The sequence below is a fragment of the Parasedimentitalea marina genome (assembly GCF_004006175.1).
GTDB classification, from domain to species: Bacteria; Pseudomonadota; Alphaproteobacteria; order Rhodobacterales; family Rhodobacteraceae; genus Parasedimentitalea; species Parasedimentitalea marina.
This window is the reverse complement of sequence record NZ_CP033219.1, coordinates 3,189,745-3,204,989: the sequence shown is the minus strand read 5'-3', so window position 1 is coordinate 3,204,989 and position 15,245 is coordinate 3,189,745. Positions and strand designations below refer to the sequence as shown.

14 protein-coding genes are annotated in these 15,245 nt (G+C 59.0%); 8 read left to right on the top strand and 6 right to left on the bottom strand.

Going from position 1 to position 15,245, the window contains the following annotated elements:
• The first annotated feature begins 74 nt into the window (after positions 1-74).
• The gene (locus EBB79_RS15460) at positions 75-668 is read left to right on the top strand and encodes a uracil-DNA glycosylase family protein (RefSeq protein ID WP_127749729.1); all 594 of its coding nucleotides are present in this window, start codon (positions 75-77) and stop codon (positions 666-668) included.
• Positions 665-1,456, top strand: coding sequence for an SseB family protein (locus EBB79_RS15455; protein WP_127749728.1), 792 nt, complete (start codon positions 665-667; stop codon positions 1,454-1,456). Before EBB79_RS15460 ends, EBB79_RS15455 begins: the two co-directional genes overlap by 4 nt.
• 52 nt (positions 1,457-1,508) lie before the next feature.
• On the opposite strand, the gene yghU is transcribed toward EBB79_RS15455, so the two are convergent.
• Entirely contained in the window at positions 1,509-2,384 is an 876-nt protein-coding gene (gene yghU / locus EBB79_RS15450; protein ID WP_127749727.1) for a glutathione-dependent disulfide-bond oxidoreductase, read from the bottom strand.
• A 309-nt stretch (positions 2,385-2,693) separates the two neighbouring features.
• Between yghU and EBB79_RS15445 the strand changes: the two genes are divergently transcribed.
• Positions 2,694-3,212: a YHS domain-containing (seleno)protein gene (locus EBB79_RS15445; protein ID WP_127749726.1), complete on the top strand. Its 519-nt coding sequence runs from the start codon at positions 2,694-2,696 to the stop codon at positions 3,210-3,212.
• A 139-nt stretch (positions 3,213-3,351) separates the two neighbouring features.
• On the opposite strand, the gene EBB79_RS15440 is transcribed toward EBB79_RS15445, so the two are convergent.
• Complete coding sequence (locus tag EBB79_RS15440; RefSeq protein ID WP_127749725.1) at positions 3,352-3,936, bottom strand: GcrA family cell cycle regulator; 585 nt, start codon at positions 3,934-3,936, stop codon at positions 3,352-3,354.
• Positions 3,937-4,094: 158 nt separating this feature from the next.
• Between EBB79_RS15440 and EBB79_RS15435 the strand changes: the two genes are divergently transcribed.
• Positions 4,095-4,907: an ABC transporter permease gene (locus EBB79_RS15435; RefSeq protein ID WP_127749724.1), complete on the top strand. Its 813-nt coding sequence runs from the start codon at positions 4,095-4,097 to the stop codon at positions 4,905-4,907.
• On the opposite strand, the gene EBB79_RS15430 is transcribed toward EBB79_RS15435, so the two are convergent.
• The gene (locus tag EBB79_RS15430; RefSeq protein ID WP_127749723.1) at positions 4,873-5,799 is read right to left on the bottom strand and encodes a DMT family transporter; all 927 of its coding nucleotides are present in this window, start codon (positions 5,797-5,799) and stop codon (positions 4,873-4,875) included. The two genes, EBB79_RS15435 and EBB79_RS15430, sit on opposite strands and share 35 nt — an antisense overlap.
• A 393-nt stretch (positions 5,800-6,192) precedes the next feature.
• On the opposite strand from EBB79_RS15430, the gene EBB79_RS15425 reads away from it, so the two are divergent.
• The 3 genes from EBB79_RS15425 to EBB79_RS15415 all read left to right on the top strand — a co-directional run bounded on the left by EBB79_RS15425 (position 6,193) and on the right by EBB79_RS15415 (position 9,285).
• Complete coding sequence (locus EBB79_RS15425) at positions 6,193-7,368, top strand: aspartate aminotransferase family protein (protein ID WP_127749722.1); 1,176 nt, start codon at positions 6,193-6,195, stop codon at positions 7,366-7,368.
• A gap of 72 nt (positions 7,369-7,440) precedes the next feature.
• Complete coding sequence (argF, locus tag EBB79_RS15420) at positions 7,441-8,367, top strand: ornithine carbamoyltransferase (protein ID WP_127749721.1); 927 nt, start codon at positions 7,441-7,443, stop codon at positions 8,365-8,367.
• Between the two features lie 12 nt (positions 8,368-8,379).
• On the top strand, positions 8,380-9,285 hold the full coding sequence (locus EBB79_RS15415) for a GNAT family N-acetyltransferase (RefSeq protein ID WP_127749720.1): 906 nt from the start codon (positions 8,380-8,382) through the stop codon (positions 9,283-9,285).
• Positions 9,286-9,378: 93 nt separating this feature from the next.
• On the opposite strand, the gene EBB79_RS15410 is transcribed toward EBB79_RS15415, so the two are convergent.
• Together EBB79_RS15410 and EBB79_RS15405 are read right to left on the bottom strand one after the other, a co-directional pair.
• Positions 9,379-10,857 carry an inorganic phosphate transporter gene (locus EBB79_RS15410; protein ID WP_127749719.1) on the bottom strand — a complete coding sequence of 493 codons (1,479 nt, stop codon included), beginning with the start codon at positions 10,855-10,857 and terminating at the stop codon, positions 9,379-9,381.
• A 90-nt stretch (positions 10,858-10,947) separates the two neighbouring features.
• Entirely contained in the window at positions 10,948-11,406 is a 459-nt protein-coding gene (locus EBB79_RS15405; RefSeq protein WP_127749718.1) for an NUDIX hydrolase, read from the bottom strand.
• Between the two features lie 207 nt (positions 11,407-11,613).
• Between EBB79_RS15405 and EBB79_RS15400 the strand changes: the two genes are divergently transcribed.
• The gene (locus tag EBB79_RS15400) at positions 11,614-12,378 is read left to right on the top strand and encodes an SDR family NAD(P)-dependent oxidoreductase (protein ID WP_127749717.1); all 765 of its coding nucleotides are present in this window, start codon (positions 11,614-11,616) and stop codon (positions 12,376-12,378) included.
• Positions 12,379-12,697: 319 nt separating this feature from the next.
• On the opposite strand, the gene hrpB is transcribed toward EBB79_RS15400, so the two are convergent.
• Positions 12,698-15,184, bottom strand: a complete 2,487-nt coding sequence (hrpB, locus tag EBB79_RS15395; protein ID WP_127749716.1) for an ATP-dependent helicase HrpB — start codon at positions 15,182-15,184, stop codon at positions 12,698-12,700.
• Positions 15,185-15,245: the final 61 nt, after the last annotated feature.

The window sequence follows — 15,245 nt, the reverse complement described above, 5'->3', positions numbered from 1 at the left end:
CCCTGCTTGCGCTTGAAACGAGATGTCGATTGTTTCCGATAAGGCGACAATGACCGTAAGTGGAGCGTTGAACTGTGGGCCGAAGTGGCGATTTAAAGGCTGAAATCCGCGCCTGCAGATTATGTGCAGATCGATTTGCAGCCACCGCAACGGCACATGATCCAAGGCCAGTGGTTTGGTTTCGGCCCTCTGCCCGGATCCTGATTGCCGGTCAGGCACCGGGGGCCCGCGTGCAGGAAAGTGGCCGTCCCTTCGCCGATGCCTCAGGGGATCGGCTGCGCGATTGGTTGGGGCTTGATGCATCAGCGTTTTATGACAAGAACCGTGTGGCTGTGGTGCCCATGGGGTTTTGTTTTCCCGGATACAATGACAAGGGCAGTGATCTGCCGCCACCTGCCCTGTGCCACCGAACATGGCATCACCGGGTCATGGCACAATTGCCCAGGGTGGACCTGACAGTCTTGGTCGGCGCCCATGCGCAGCGCTTTCATTTGGGGGTGAAAACACCGGTCAATGATCTGGTGCGGGGCTGGCGGGATCATGCGCCGCAGCTGTTTCCCTTGCCACATCCCTCCTGGCGCAATACCGGGTGGTTAAAGAAAAACCCCTGGTTCGAGGCAGAGCTGTTGCCGGATCTGCGTGCCCGGGTGAAAGAGGTGCTGAAATGACCGAGACCACCGCGCTGGACAGCGCCCATGCCGCGATGACCGCCGCGCCTGACGACGATGGCGCACGGTTGCGGTTCTATGAACGACTGGCGGATTCTGAACTCTTCCTGATGCTGACCAAAGAAGCCGAAGACGGCAATATCTCGCCCGAGATGTTTGAGCTGGCCGATGGCACATTTGTATTGTTGTTTGACCGCGAAGAGCGGTTGGCGCAATTCGCCGACCGGGTTGTGCCTTACGCGGCTCTGTCCGGGCGAGTGGTGGCACAGATGCTGGCGGGGCAGGGTATTGGCCTGGGGTTGAACCTCGAGGTGGCCCCGTCCTCCATTCTGATCCCAGCCGAGGCCGTGTCCTGGCTGCACCAGACACTGGAGCATCGTCCGGACCAAGTTGAAGCTGCGATTTCTGAGATCCTGCCGCCGGCGGGTCTGCCCGAAGTTCTTTTGACAGCTTTGGATAGCAAACTGGCAACGGCTACGGGTCTGGCTGTTTCGGCCTATCTGGTCAGTGTTCGTTATGCCGGAGGCGGGCAGGGGCATTTGCTGGGCTTTGTCGATGCAACGGAGGCGGCGCAGTCGGCGCTGGCCAAGGCGGCGGGCGAGGCGCTGACCTTTTCAGGGATCGAGGCAGGCGCGATGGATGTGGGGTTCTTTGCCAGCACGGATGCGATGACCGCGAAACTGGATAAGGTCGGATTGCGGTTTGATTTACCACAACCGGAAGAGCCAAAACTCTATCAGCCGGAAATTCCCGGTAGCAATCCGGACAAGCCACCCTTGCTGAAGTAGATCCCACCATGTGTTGGGGAGCTGCCCGACGAAGCCGCCGGGCAGCAGTGGATCATTCGGCGGCTGTTTCCAGCTTGTCCTGGGTGCGGGTGTCAAAATCCGACGCATCATGACGTTCACGCAATTGGGTATGCAGCTCGCCAAAGGCGCGGTTTACCATGCGGCCACGGCTCACGGCCGGGCGGGCATCGATGGCCTTGGCCCAACGCATCACATGGGTGTAGCTCTCTACATCCAGGAATTCAGCCGCGTCATACAGACGGCCCAGAACCAGTTGGCCATACCAGGCCCAGATTGCCATATCGGCAATGCTGTAGGCGCCACCGGCGATGTATTCGCGCTCCGCCAGTTGACGGTCCAGCACATCCAACTGCCGTTTGGCCTCCATCGCGAAGCGGTTAATAGGATATTCCCATTTTTCCGGCGCATAAGCGTAAAAATGGCCAAAGCCACCGCCAAGATACGGCGCGCTGCCCATCTGCCAGAACAGCCAGCTCATCACCTCGGTCCGCTCCGGACCCGATTTTGGCAGGAAGGCGTCAAATTTTTCGGCCAGGTGCATCATCATCGAAGCGGACTCAAACACCCGCAATGGGGTGTCACCGCTGTGATCCATCAGGGCTGGGATTTTGGAGTTTGGGTTGACGTTGACAAAGCCAGAACTGAACTGGTCGCCTTCGCCAATGTTGATCAACCAGGCGTCATACTCTGCACCTGTGTGGCCCAGCGCCAGCAGTTCTTCCAGCATCACTGTGACTTTGACCCCATTGGGTGTCGCCAGCGAGTAAAGCTGCATTGGATGTTTGCCTACGGGCAGGTCTTTGTCATGGGTCGCACCAGCCACAGGACGGTTGATCGAGGCGAACGTACCGCCGCTTTCTTGATTCCAAGTCCAGACTTTTGCCGGTGTATAAGAAGTATCACTCATCTGTTGGGCCTTGTCCTAGTTGTCTTGTTTGGGTCGCATCTAGCAATTCTTGTGCATAATTGCAGTGTCGCCCAGATTTTGCACGGTCGTATATGGTTCACACAATTGCAGACTTAAGATGCATTTGGGAAATTCCAATGACCGATCGGTCAAATTGAAACATTTATCCGGTTTGGATCACATCGGCTGGTGAATGGACACAGAGGCGTGAGCCCCCCTTCGCATCGAAGCCAGAGTGCATATTGTGATCCGCAATCCGGCGTAGTTGTCGGTGAAACAGAGAACTACCATCTGCGAGAGGATGACCTGATGACACGATTTTTCCTTGCGGCCGCCGCTGCAATGACCCTTGGATTACCTGCTTTTGCGGGTGAACAATATATCGATGAAACTGGCTTTGCTGTGTCGGGCTACGATGTCGTTGCCTATCGTGACCTTGCGTCAAATGCGATCGGCACTCAGCAAACTGCAGGCGTGGCAGGACAGGCCAGTATCACCGCGGAATATAACGATGCCACTTTTGCCTTCTCGACCGAGGAAAATCGCGCCAAGTTCCTGGAAAACCCCGCGTATTACGTGCCAGAATACGATGGGCACTGTGCCTATGGCGTGTCCAAGGGGGGCAAGGTGCCGGGCAACCCCAATTTGTGGCGTATCGTTGATGATAAGCTGTACCTGAACATTACCACTGTGGTGACAGGGTTCTGGGAAGAAGACATTCCTGGAAATATCAACTTGGCCGAAGGAAATTGGCCAGGGATTGAGGGCAGCGATGCCTCGGCCAGCACAATCCCCAACTTTACGTCAGCGGCCCCTGATAAAGGGTGATCAAAGTGTTTTTGACTGGCGCGGCGGTTTTGCCGGGCAGCGTCTGACGTCTGTTTATTGCCAGACGTGGTCTGTTAAAGCGCAATAGCGCCCCGAACTGCAGAGTCCGGGGCGCTATTGCGTTGTTATGCTGATCGGTTCAGCGTTTACGATCGCGCCGTGCACTCATCGGTTGGAAGGCAACGCCAACATGGGCTTCGCAATAGGGTTTGCCCTGTTGAACGGACAGACCACAGAACCAGAAGTCCTCGGTTGCGGGGTCGCCTACCGGCCATTTGCAGGTGCGCTCGGTCAGGTCCATCAGCGACAGGCGTTTTGCCTTCTTCTCGACTTCGTTGACCTTGGCCAGCGCCTCTGGGCTGATCTCATTGGCCGAGGGCTGCGGTGGCAGCGGTTGACCAGCCGGAATAATCTGCTTGCGCGCAGGCAGATTGGGTTTGCTGTCAGCGGACTTGGGCTGCGCAGGTGGGATCGGGCGGGCAGGCTCGGTTTTGGGCTGTACCTTGGGTGGCACTTTGGGCTTGGCCGCGACCGCTGGCTTTTCCTTGGGCTCGGCTGCTTTGGCAGCGCCAGTGGAATTGCGGTTGGACAGGCCCAACCGGTGCACCTTGCCGATCACCGCATTGCGAGTGACGCCGCCCAGTTCTTTGGCGATCTGACTGGCCGACTGACCCTCGCCCCACATTTTCTTGAGCAGTTCAACGCGCTCGTCTGTCCAGGACATATCTTGCCTTTCCAAGCTAAAAGCGGCCCCAAGAAACCTGCGGCCGCCATAGTATTCATATCTGTCCCTATTCTAGCCACTGCGGCGCGAGTTACAAGCCGTCTTGCACCTGACGGCACAGGGGTTATGCAGACCGGACACAGCAACCGGAGCTATCTATGTCTGACACCGAGTATCGCATTGGCTTGGGCGAGCGCCGCTTTGGCCGGGTCAATTGGCTGGGACTGCGCACGATGGCAGGCCGTGAAGTCAAACGGTTTCTGGTGGTCTGGACCCAGACCCTACTGGCACCTTTGGTCACGTCGGCGTTGTTTTTGTTGATCTTTAACACAGCCATTGGTCCGGGTCGTGGCGATGTCATGGGGGTCCCATTTCTGACGTTTCTGGCCCCGGGCATCATGATGATGACGGTGATCCAGAACGCCTTTGCCAATACGTCGTCGTCGATCACCATCACAAAAATACAGGGAAATATCGTTGATACATTGATGCCACCGCTGTCTGGACTGGAGCTTTTACTGGGGTATCTTGCGGGCGCTATCGTGCGCGGCGTCTGTGTTGCGCTGGGCATTGCACTGGGACTTGGGCTGACGCTTGGTATTTGGCCGACATACCCAGGCGTGACTCTGGTCTTTGTGATCCTAGGGGCTTCGTTTTTGGGCGGATTGGGTGTCATCGCCGGGATTTTTGCCAACAAATTTGATCAGATGGCGGCGATCACCAATTTCATTATCACTCCATTGGCCTTTCTATCCGGCACGTTCTATTCCGTTGCCGCATTGCCACCGGTGTTGAAGACGCTGACACATCTGAACCCAGTGTTCTACCTGATCGACGGCGTGCGATTCGGTATGATTGGCGCCTCGGACAGCTCGCCCTGGCTTGGCCTGGTGGTCTGTTGTTGCGCGACTGCTGTGGTCTGGTTGCTGGGTTGGGCTATGCTGCGTTCGGGGTATCGTCTGAAGGCGTAACGGGCGCTATCGGACGACGTTGCCGACCTTCGCGCCAGGCCAAGACGGCGGCCCCGGTCAGGATCACGGCGGCCCCCAGGATGGTCACCGTATCTGGGGTGACGCCAAAGCCTAGGAAATCATATAGCGCTGCGAAAATGAGCGTGGCATAACTGAACGGTGCCACAAACGAGGCATCGGCGCGTGCCATTCCGTTGACGAAACAGGCCTGTGCACATGCCATCAGCACGCCCAAAGTGACCAGGGCGGCCCATTGCGCAGGGCTGGGCATCTGCCACACTGTGATAACAGCCACCGAGGCGATCAGCATGCCAATCGTATTGTTGATAAGCAGCACCTGCAGGGGTGATTCCCGGTTGGCTAGTTTCTTGATGAAAATCAGTTCAAGCCCCATGATCATCGCCGCCGCCAACGCCAGCAGCGCTGCGGGTTGAAAACTGGCCGGCGTCGGGCGCAGCAGGACCATGGCCCCAATCAGGGCAACAGCTGCAGCGCCCCAGCGCCAGGGGCCAACCTTCTCGCCCAGCAGTGGGATCGCCAGCATCATGCCAAACACCGGATTCAGAAAGGTGATCGCCGTTGCATCGGCCAACGGGATATAGGCGACGGAGGCAAACATCAGCGATACACCAGCCCAGCCGAAAGAGGTGCGCCCGAGGTGTAATCGCCAGCTTGGTCGGGTCAGACGTGGCCGCAACACCGCCGTAACCGTGGCAATGGCCAGAAACGCGAAGATAAAACGTCCGTGGCTGATTTGCAGGGGATGCAGTGGTGTGCCCAGCACATCGGTGCCCAATGCCTTGGCTATCAGCATTGTACCGGCAATGAAAGTGGTCGCCGCTAGAATAAAAGTGGCCGCCAGCGCGGGAGAGTCGGTGTTTGTGGTGCTCATAACCCTGCGATGCGGCAATGCGCGAAGTTATGCAAGTTGATACGTCTTGATACGCCTTGGGGCGCTGCCCCAAACCCCGGGATATTTTTAGCCAGATGAAGGATGGATCCTTTGGGCCGTGGGTGGTGCGAAAAGGTGAGATCTGGCGGGATGATGGGTCCGGTTGCGCAAAAGGGGTTTTCTTTTGCCTAAAGTTCCGATATGCGCTGCACTCATGATCAATCTCGCACATACCACGCGCCGAATTGCGGCCCTGCGACGCCGACGCTGAACCCGCGTTCCGGCTTTTTGATCCTTGCGCTATGACAATTGCGCGACCCTATTCAACATCGTTGACCAACTGCCCAGTGTGCTACACGTCTTGGGCTTCTATTTCCGAAAAGGATGATCCTGATGATCCCCTCTGTTCTGCCAACCTACAACCGCGCGCCTTTGAATTTTGTCAAAGGTGAAGGCTCTTGGCTGATTGAGGCGGATGGGCGACGTTTTCTGGATCTTGGGGCGGGTATCGCCGTCAATGCGCTGGGCCATGCCCATCCGGCCTTGGTTCAGGCGTTGACGGATCAGGCGCAGAACCTGTGGCATGTCTCGAACTTGTACCAGATCCCGCAGCAACAGGCGCTGGCGGACAGGCTGGTCGAGCATAGCTTTGCGGATACAGTGTTCTTTACCAATTCGGGCACCGAGGCCTGCGAATTGGCCGTGAAAATGGCGCGTAAATACTTCTTCGACAAAGGAGAAGAGCAGCGGATCGAGATCCTGACTTTTGATGGCTCTTTTCATGGCCGCTCCTCAGCTGGCATCGCCGCTGCGGGGTCCGAGAAAATGACCAAGGGTTTTGGCCCGGTGCTGCCTGGCTTTACCCATCTGATGTTTGGCGATCTGGACGGTGTCACCAATGCAATCACCGGCCAGACGGCGGCTATTTTGATCGAGCCGGTGCAGGGTGAAGGTGGCATTCGGGCGGTGCCTGATGCTGAACTGAAGGCTTTGCGCGCAGTTTGTGACGAGCACGGAGTGCTGCTGATCCTGGACGAGGTCCAATGCGGTGTTGGCCGGACGGGCAAACTGTTTGCACATGAATGGGCGGGCATCACCCCGGATATCATGATGGTTGCCAAAGGTATCGGTGGCGGTTTTCCCTTAGGCGCAGTGCTGGCCACTGAAGACGCGGCATCTGGTATGACCGCCGGAACACATGGTTCGACTTACGGTGGCAACCCGCTGGGCTGTGCGGTTGGCTGTGCAGTGATGGATCATGTCACTGATCCAGACTTTTTGGACGAGGTGAATCGCAAGGCCGGTCTCTTGCGGCAGAAACTTGAAGGTTTGATCGACGGTCATCCTGACGTTTTCGAGGAGGTGCGCGGCACTGGCCTGATGTTGGGGCTGAAATGTAAAGTCACCAATATTGACGTGGTCAATGCCGGCTATGACAATCAGGTCATCACCGTCCCCGCCGCTGATAACGTCGTTCGCCTTCTGCCGCCGCTGACCCTGAGCGACGATGATATCGCGCAGGCCCTGATCCGCCTAGACAAGGCCGCCGCGCAACTCGCAAGCGCCTGATCACTTTTTCAAAAATACTCGGGGGTCCGGGGGCAACGCCCCCGCCTCGACCTTACAATAAGCGAAGCTGATATGAACCATTTCCTGGACATCCATAAAACCAACCCGGCCGAATTGCGGACTATGATCGATCAGGCCAGCGCAATGAAACAAGCCCGTTTGACCCGCCCCAAGGGTGCTCTGGATGATGACCAGCCCCTGGCGGGCCGCATGGTCGCGTTGATATTTGAAAAGCCTTCGACCCGGACCCGGGTGTCGTTTGACGTCGGCGTGCGCCAAATGGGTGGCCAATCGATGGTGCTGTCGGGCAATGACATGCAGCTGGGTCACGGTGAGACTATTGCTGACACTGCCCGCGTGCTGTCGCGCTATGTTGATATGATCATGATCCGGACGTTTGATGAAACCGTGCTGATGGAAATGGCCGAATACGCCTCAGTGCCGGTGATCAACGGGCTGACCGACCGCACCCACCCTTGCCAGATCATGGCGGATATCCTGACCTATGAAGAGCACCGTGGCCCGATCAAGGGCAAAAAGGTGGTCTGGGCTGGCGACGGCAACAACGTCTGCGCCTCGTTCCTGCACGCGGCTGGACAATTTGGCTTTGACCTCACCTTCACTGGCCCCGCGCAGCTGGACCCCGAGGACGAGTTTGTCGGCCTGGCCCGGAAAGCGGGTTCCAAGATCGTTATCGAACGCGACGCGCATAAGGCTGTTGAGGGCGCGGATCTGGTGGTGGCTGATACCTGGGTGTCGATGCACGACAGCCAATCCTCGAAAGAGCGTCGCCACAACATGCTGCGCGGATATCAGGTCAACGCCGATCTGATGAGCCACGCCAAGCCGGATGCGCTGTTCATGCACTGCCTGCCGGCCCACCGGGAAGAGGAAGTCACCTCCGAGGTGATGGACGGTCCGCAATCGGTGATCTTTGACGAGGCCGAAAACCGGCTGCACGCGCAAAAAGCCATCATGCGCTGGTGCCTGGGGGCCTGAGGTTGCTTTGTTGTGACTGGCCCAAAACTATTGTTGCGGTCACTGGACGGCGACTATGCCGTCTCTCGGGTGCCGCCTGAAGATGGAATTCCAGACTGGACCGATGGGCCTGGTCTGGTCAATGTAACCCAGGCGGAAGACGAGATTTCGGTTCTTTGTCTCAGCCGACGGGTTCCGGCGCAAATCGAACACTCGGCAGGCTGGACAGCAGTGCAGGTCAGCAACCTGTTTGATTTTGACGAACCCGGTGTGGTTTTGGCCGCTACACGCCCGGTGTCGATGGCCGGTCTGGGTGTTTTTGTAGTCTCTACTTTCTATCGTGACTATCTTCTGGTGCGCCATTCCACCCGGCATAGCGCCGAGTTGGCCTGGCTACGGGCTGGGCATAAGCTGCAGGCCCAGAACCTGTTATTGCGCTGTGCGGGCCCTGCTGATTGCGATCAAATTGCCGAATTCCACGTCAGGATGTGGCGGCACACCTATAAAGACATGGCGCCAGACGCGGCGATTCGCGCTTTGGATTTTGAATGCCGCCAGGCCCAATGGCACGGCAAACTTGCGGGAAAACGCCAACGTGGACTGACCTTGCTGGCCGAGGATGACCAGGGGCGGATACTTGGGCTTTGTGACCTGTCACACTCGCAGATCTCTGCGTTTCCTGATGCAATGGAGCTGACCAACCTATATCTGGACAGTGCCGCCCGAGGGCTTGGGATAGGGCGCCATTTCCTGCATTTGGCGCGGCATTGGGCGCAGGTGTCCGGACCGTCGGACTTGGTTCTGGCCGTGGTGCGGCAAAACCAAGCAGCCCTTGATTTTTACCGTGCTTGCGGCGGCGATCCGGCGGCTGAATGCCTTGATAAGGGACCGCTGTGGCAGTCAGAAAACGTCATCATGCGCTGGCATTCCGAGGCTTGAAGTGACCTTGTGGCGCGCAGTCCAGGTAAATGAAAGCCCCCTCAGCAATAGGTGAGGGGGCTTTGTCTTGATCGGTTTACGTTAACTCGTGGTTTAGCCAACCATGGTGCTGAGCAACATGTAGATAGCTGCTGACATTACGGCGGCGGCAGGGACGGTGATGACCCAGGCCGCGATGATGGTCAGGAAGTGACTGCGGCGAACCAGTTTACGGCGCGCACGCTCCTCGGGGGCAACGGTCTTCTTCTTGCTGATGGCCGAGGAGGTCCGCAGCCGTCGCTCCATATGCCATTCGCGGAAGAACCCAACTCCGAACACCGCCCCGACGGCGATGTGGGTCGAGGAAACGGGCAGGCCCAGCCAGCTGGCGACAATCACGGTAATCGCGGCGGACAGCGACACACAAAAGGCGCGCATGGGGTTCAGTTTGGTGATCTGACTGCCGACCATACGGATCAGCTTGGGGCCAAACAGGAACAATCCAAACGAGATACCAAAGGCCCCGATCACCATGACCCAGGTCGGGATTTCAACCTTGGCAGCAAAATCGCCAAACTCTGACGCATGCACAATCGCGGCCAAAGGTCCCACAGCATTTGCGACGTCGTTAGCGCCATGGGCAAACGACAACAGGCCAGCGGAAATGACCAACGGAATACGAAACAGAATCTTCAGCGATTTCTTGCGGTTTTCCAGCCCAATGGACTGGCGGCGGATCAGTGGTTTGGTGATCGCCCAGCAGACAGTGCCGAGTATCACACCAATCAGCAGCGCCGTTTGCAGGTCGATTTTGACAATGCGTTTCAGCCCTTTGACCGCCAGATAGGCGGCAAAGGCCCCAGCCATGATGCCAACCAGTATGGGAACCCAGCGCCGTGCGGCCGCGATCTTATCTTCTTTGTAGATGATCTGCGCCTTGATCAGTGCCAAAAAGGCGGCGGCGATGACACCGCCCAGAACGGGTGAGATCACCCAGCTGGCTGCGATTTTGCCCATGGTGGGCCAGCTGACGGCGGCCATGCCAGCAGCGGCGATACCTGCGCCCATAACACCGCCCACAACCGAATGCGTGGTCGAGACTGGCGCACCAACCCAGGTGGCAAGGTTGACCCAAAGCGCCGAGGAGATCAGCGCGGCCATCATGGCCCAGATGAAAACATCCGTGGTGGCCATGGTCGCGGGATCGATGATCCCCTTGGAGATGGTGGAAACCACGTCGCCACCGGCCAGCAGGGCACCGGCGCTTTCTGCTAGGGCTGCGATCAGAATCGCGCCGCCCATCGTCAGGGCGTTGGCGCCTACCGCAGGGCCCATGTTATTGGCGACATCATTGGCGCCAATATTGACGGCCATATAAGCACCAAAGGCAGCGGCAGCGACCACAACAAAGTTGATCGGCGTGGTGCCCAATAGAATCGCGGCAGCCAGACCCGCCAGCACGATAAAGACCAGGGCAATGCCAGGCCCGACCATTGGCCTGGAGACATAGCCTGTGGCGTTTTCAAGGATCGCAATCCGGTTTAAATCGCGGTCGAGTGTTTTCCATTGTCTGCGCTGTGGTTCGTCGGCCATCGTGTCAATCCCGGTTTCAAAGATAAGACGCCGCGTAAACCGCCATTGGCTTTGGTGCAAGAGATTTGTCCCCTGTCAGCATGGCGAGGGTCACAGCTGTCGTAAAAGGGCCCGCAATTTTGGCTCATGCACCAGATTGGCGGCCTCATCGGCTGGAACCCACTGCCGCTTGCGTTGATTGCGCTCAGGGTAGGATTTGGACAATTTACTCACTTGGGCGATATAGACCAGCGTCTGCACCATTTCAGCGCGTCCTCGGCCCAGGTTCTTTAGGTATTCGTAGTGGCCAATGGGCTCACCCTGAATTTTGGCCGTTTTGACGCCTGCTTCTTCCCAGGCTTCTTGTAGTGCAGTTTCGGCGCCGTCTTTGCCACTTATCGGCCAGCCTTTGGGGAGAATCCAGCGACCGCTGCCCCGGCTGGTGATCATCAGCACGTCCGTGCCATTCTCGGTTTTGCGATAACACAGGGCGGCCACCTGCAGGCGTTTGGATCGAAAAATCAGTGGCCTGAGAAGATCTTCCCAGGCGCGGGATAATGCGGGGGTCATAACTGCTCGCAGCCTTTGCGGCTTGCCTCATATTTGGATTTGGATGTCGCATACATAGACTTTGTGTCGGTTTATGCAACATCAACCATGATAAGCGACGCTAAGTGTGCCATTTTCGACATTTTCACCCTGCGGGCTCTATGGGATTGACAATTGCGGGGGGCTGGGGCGCCATGTCGCAATATGAGACAGGCACAGGAGAACCTGATGAAATCTGCACTGATTACCGGTGGCGCACGAGGCATTGGATTTGCCACGGCGCAGGGGCTGATGGCTGACGGCTGGCAGGTTGCGATACTGGATCGTGACAGCGATGCGTTGGCCGAGGCCCTTGCTGAGCTTCCCGGCGCCATTGGTCTGGATGTGGATGTATCCATCCCCAATGATGTCCTGCGGGCGGTCGCGGAGGTGGCCGAGGCCTTTGGCCGTTTAGACGGATTGGTGAACAACGCTGGCGTTGCCGATTTCGGTCCCATCCGTGACACCACATATGACCGCTGGCAGCGGGTGATGCGGACCAATCTGGACGGGCCCTTTCTGATGACACAGGCCTTTACCGATTTGCTGGCGGCGGATGGCGGTGGCGCGGTGGTGAACATCACTTCGATTTCCGGTCTGCGGGCCAGCACGTTGCGGGTGGCCTATGGCACCTCCAAGGCAGCATTGGCGCAGTTGACGCTGCAACAGGCCGCGGAACTGGGAGAGCTGGGCATTCGCGTCAATGCCGTCGCGCCGGGGCCGGTGGCAACCAAACTGGCGATGGCGGTGCATTCGCCTGAGATCATCGCCGCCTATCACGATGCGCTGCCGCTGAACCGTTATGGCAAGGAAGAGGAGATCGCGGCGGCGATCACCTTTCTACTGTCGGACAAGGCCAGCTTCATCACCGGCCAGATTCTAGCAGCTGATGGTGGCTTTGAGGCGGTGGGGATTGGTTTGCCAGCACTAAGGGCTGCGGCTAAAGGAAACTGATGTCCGAGTGTAGGGAAAGATTTGGGGGCAGCACGCCGGGGAGGGATTAAACGCGCCGCCCCCAAGTTCAGGCTCGATGGCCCGATAATCCTGATCCTGTAAGGGATGCCGGATTGGAGGTTGAATAAATAGTGCTCGATATGCGTCAGGGCAGTTAGCCTGATCTTGTTTTTGTGAGCTCACTATACATTTTCTGGCCTGATTTAGATATGAGCATTCAAGCCAATTCTTTCATAGATCCCGCCAAATAGGTGCTGAATTGGTGGTTCTGCGTTGAAATTGACAGGTGCTTGGAGTGTGCCGGACGGTTTTGCCAGAACTACGGCTTGCGCCGCTTTGCCCGCAGAGTTGGATCTGCCTGGGTTGGATCCTCGGGCCAGGGATGGCGTGGGTATTGCGCCCGCATGTCCTTGCGCACGTCGGCGTAGGAGCCGGCCCAGAATCCGGGCAGGTCGCGGGTAATCTGGATCGGCCGCCGGGCCGGCGACAGCAAGGTGATCTTCAGCGGCACACCGCCACTGGCTGGATGACGGCTGACGCCAAACAGTTCTTGTATACGGACCTCGATCTCGGGACCGGTCTCGGCATAGGTGATCGGAATTCTGTTGCCCAGTGGACTGGTAAAGTGACTTGCGGCCTCGCGGTCCAGCAGTTGGGTCTGGTTCCAGTCCAGTGCTGCCCGCAGCGCAGGCAGCAGATCAAACCGTTTCCAATCGTCGGCGGTTTTTACGCCGGTCAGCATTGGCAGCAGCCAGTGGTCGATGCTTTCGCTCAGCCCCAGGGGCGAGAAGTCGGGTAAGGCGTGACCCTCGGCCCGCACTAGTTCAACCCGCGCCGCAAGTCGTGCCGCAGCGCCAGACAGCCGCAGCCCAAGATCGCGCACCCCGTCCAGCATCGCCTCGGCCACGGCTTCGGCGGGGACATCTTTCCAGACCTGGTCCTCCAGCACGATGGCGCCAAACCGTTCCTGCTTGCGCGACACCACCCGGCGCTCGCGTTTGGACCACTCACAGATGCTGTGCCAGCTGATCTGATCGCCAAACAACGCACGGATCTCCCCCAGCGAGATCTGCGCCGCCATTCGCACCCGCGCCTCGCGCAGGTTGCCATCACTGTCCAGGGTCACAATGAATGGGGCTGCTGCCAGCGTGTCGCTGTCCTCTAGCACCACACCCTTGCCGCCGGACAGCACATAGCGCGGGGTGCCCCCCTTGCGGCGTTGCCCGATACGGTCGGGATAGGCGAGCGCGGCCATGGCGGCAGGGGAGAGTGGTGCATCAAGCTTCGCATGTTGCGTGCCCTGCCGCTGCAAGCGCCGGTTCTCTGCTTTGATCCGCTCAATCACTGGTAGGTTCACCTGGTAGGGGCGTTTGCGCATGAACCCCCTGGGGTCGCGTATCGCCTGTATCCGCAGCAGTAAGTCAGTCGGCGCACCGCGCAGGGGATCGCGTTCGGCCATCAGCGCCGCCAATTGCGCCGCCTCGCGACCACCAGTGACCAGCATATGACCCAGACGCGGATGCAGTGGCAGAGCGGCCAGCGCCTTGCCATGGGCGGTGATCCGGCCCTGTTCATCCAGTGCGCCCAGCATCCGCAACAAGACCTGTGCCTCGGTCAGAGCGCCCTCGGGCGGTGGGGTCAGGAAAGACAAGTCGCCTGAAGCTGCCCCCCAGAGGGCCAGTTCCAGCGCCAGACTGGTCAAGTCTGCGGCCTCTATTTCGGCGGGAGGGAAAGCCGCCAGTGCGCCTTCTTCGCCTTTGGTCCACAGCCGGTAGCAGATGCCTTCGGCCACCCGGCCAGCCCGGCCTTGTCGCTGGGTGGCTTCGGCGCGTGTGACCTTTTCCGTGATCAGCCGCGACATGCCCGACCCGGGATCAAACCGGGCCCGGCGCGCCTGTCCCATGTCGACCACCACGCGGATATCCTGAATGGTCAGCGAGGTCTCGGCGATCGAGGTCGCCAGCACCACCTTGCGGCCAGATGCCAAGGGGGCAATCGCCGCGCGTTGTTCTGCAAAGGGCAGGGCGCCAAACAGCGGTTTCACCACACAGGTTTCCGGCAGTCGGGCAGCCAGCGCCGAGGCCGCCCGCCGGATCTCGCCCTCGCCGGGGAGAAACACCAGAATACCGCCACCCGTGTCACGGGTGTCTTTCTCGGCCTGCTGCACCAGATCCACCAGCGCATCCAGCCGCCGCGCGCCCTGTCGGGGCGCTACCCGCGATCCCTGCGCCGCGATGGGGCGCTGCAGCCAACGGGTTTCCACATCGTAGCTGCGCCCCTGTGAGGTCACCATTGGAGCCTGCATCAGCTCGGCGACCGGGCCTGCGTCCAAGGTTGCCGACATTGCCATCAGGATCAGATCGTCGCGCAGCGCACCGGCCACTTCCAGACAGAGGGCCAGGCCAAAGTCGGCGTTCAGCGAGCGTTCGTGGAACTCGTCAAAGATCACCGCACCCACACCGGGCAGATCAGGGCTGGATTGCAGCATGCGGGTCAGAATGCCCTCGGTGACCACTTCGATGCGGGTGGCCTTGGATATCTTGGCGTCGCCGCGCACCCGGTAGCCGACAGTCTCGCCGGCGCGTTCGCCCAGCGTCTCGGCCATGCGCTCGGCCGCCGCGCGCGCCGCCAGTCGACGCGGTTCCAGCATCACAATGCGACCCTTGGTCAGCCCTGCCTCAAGCATGGCCAGTGGCACCCGGGTGGTTTTGCCCGCACCCGGCGGCGCTTGCAATACGGCACGCCCTTTGGCGCGCAGGGCGGCAATCAATTCGGGCAGGACAGCATCAATAGGTAATTTGGTCATAGCCGCCGTTATCGCCAAAGTCTGCGCCAAGGTCTAGCCACTGGACAACCGTGCCCTCGCT

Bases quoted from the DNA above. Each gene is read 5' to 3' on its own strand.
- EBB79_RS15405 (WP_127749718.1), bottom strand. From the start codon at position 11,406: ATGACCCCCGCATTATCCCGCGCCTGGGAAGATCTTCTCAGGCCACTG.
- yghU (WP_127749727.1), bottom strand. From the start codon at position 2,384: ATGAGTGATACTTCTTATACACCGGCAAAAGTCTGGACTTGGAATCAA.
- EBB79_RS15435 (WP_127749724.1), top strand. From the start codon at position 4,095: ATGTCTGACACCGAGTATCGCATTGGCTTGGGCGAGCGCCGCTTTGGC.
- argF (WP_127749721.1), top strand. From the start codon at position 7,441: ATGAACCATTTCCTGGACATCCATAAAACCAACCCGGCCGAATTGCGG.
- EBB79_RS15440 (WP_127749725.1), bottom strand. From the start codon at position 3,936: ATGTCCTGGACAGACGAGCGCGTTGAACTGCTCAAGAAAATGTGGGGC.
- EBB79_RS15410 (WP_127749719.1), bottom strand. From the start codon at position 10,857: ATGGCCGACGAACCACAGCGCAGACAATGGAAAACACTCGACCGCGAT.
- EBB79_RS15445 (WP_127749726.1), top strand. From the start codon at position 2,694: ATGACACGATTTTTCCTTGCGGCCGCCGCTGCAATGACCCTTGGATTA.
- EBB79_RS15425 (WP_127749722.1), top strand. From the start codon at position 6,193: ATGATCCCCTCTGTTCTGCCAACCTACAACCGCGCGCCTTTGAATTTT.
- EBB79_RS15430 (WP_127749723.1), bottom strand. From the start codon at position 5,799: ATGAGCACCACAAACACCGACTCTCCCGCGCTGGCGGCCACTTTTATT.
- EBB79_RS15400 (WP_127749717.1), top strand. From the start codon at position 11,614: ATGAAATCTGCACTGATTACCGGTGGCGCACGAGGCATTGGATTTGCC.
- hrpB (WP_127749716.1), bottom strand. From the start codon at position 15,184: ATGACCAAATTACCTATTGATGCTGTCCTGCCCGAATTGATTGCCGCC.
- EBB79_RS15455 (WP_127749728.1), top strand. From the start codon at position 665: ATGACCGAGACCACCGCGCTGGACAGCGCCCATGCCGCGATGACCGCC.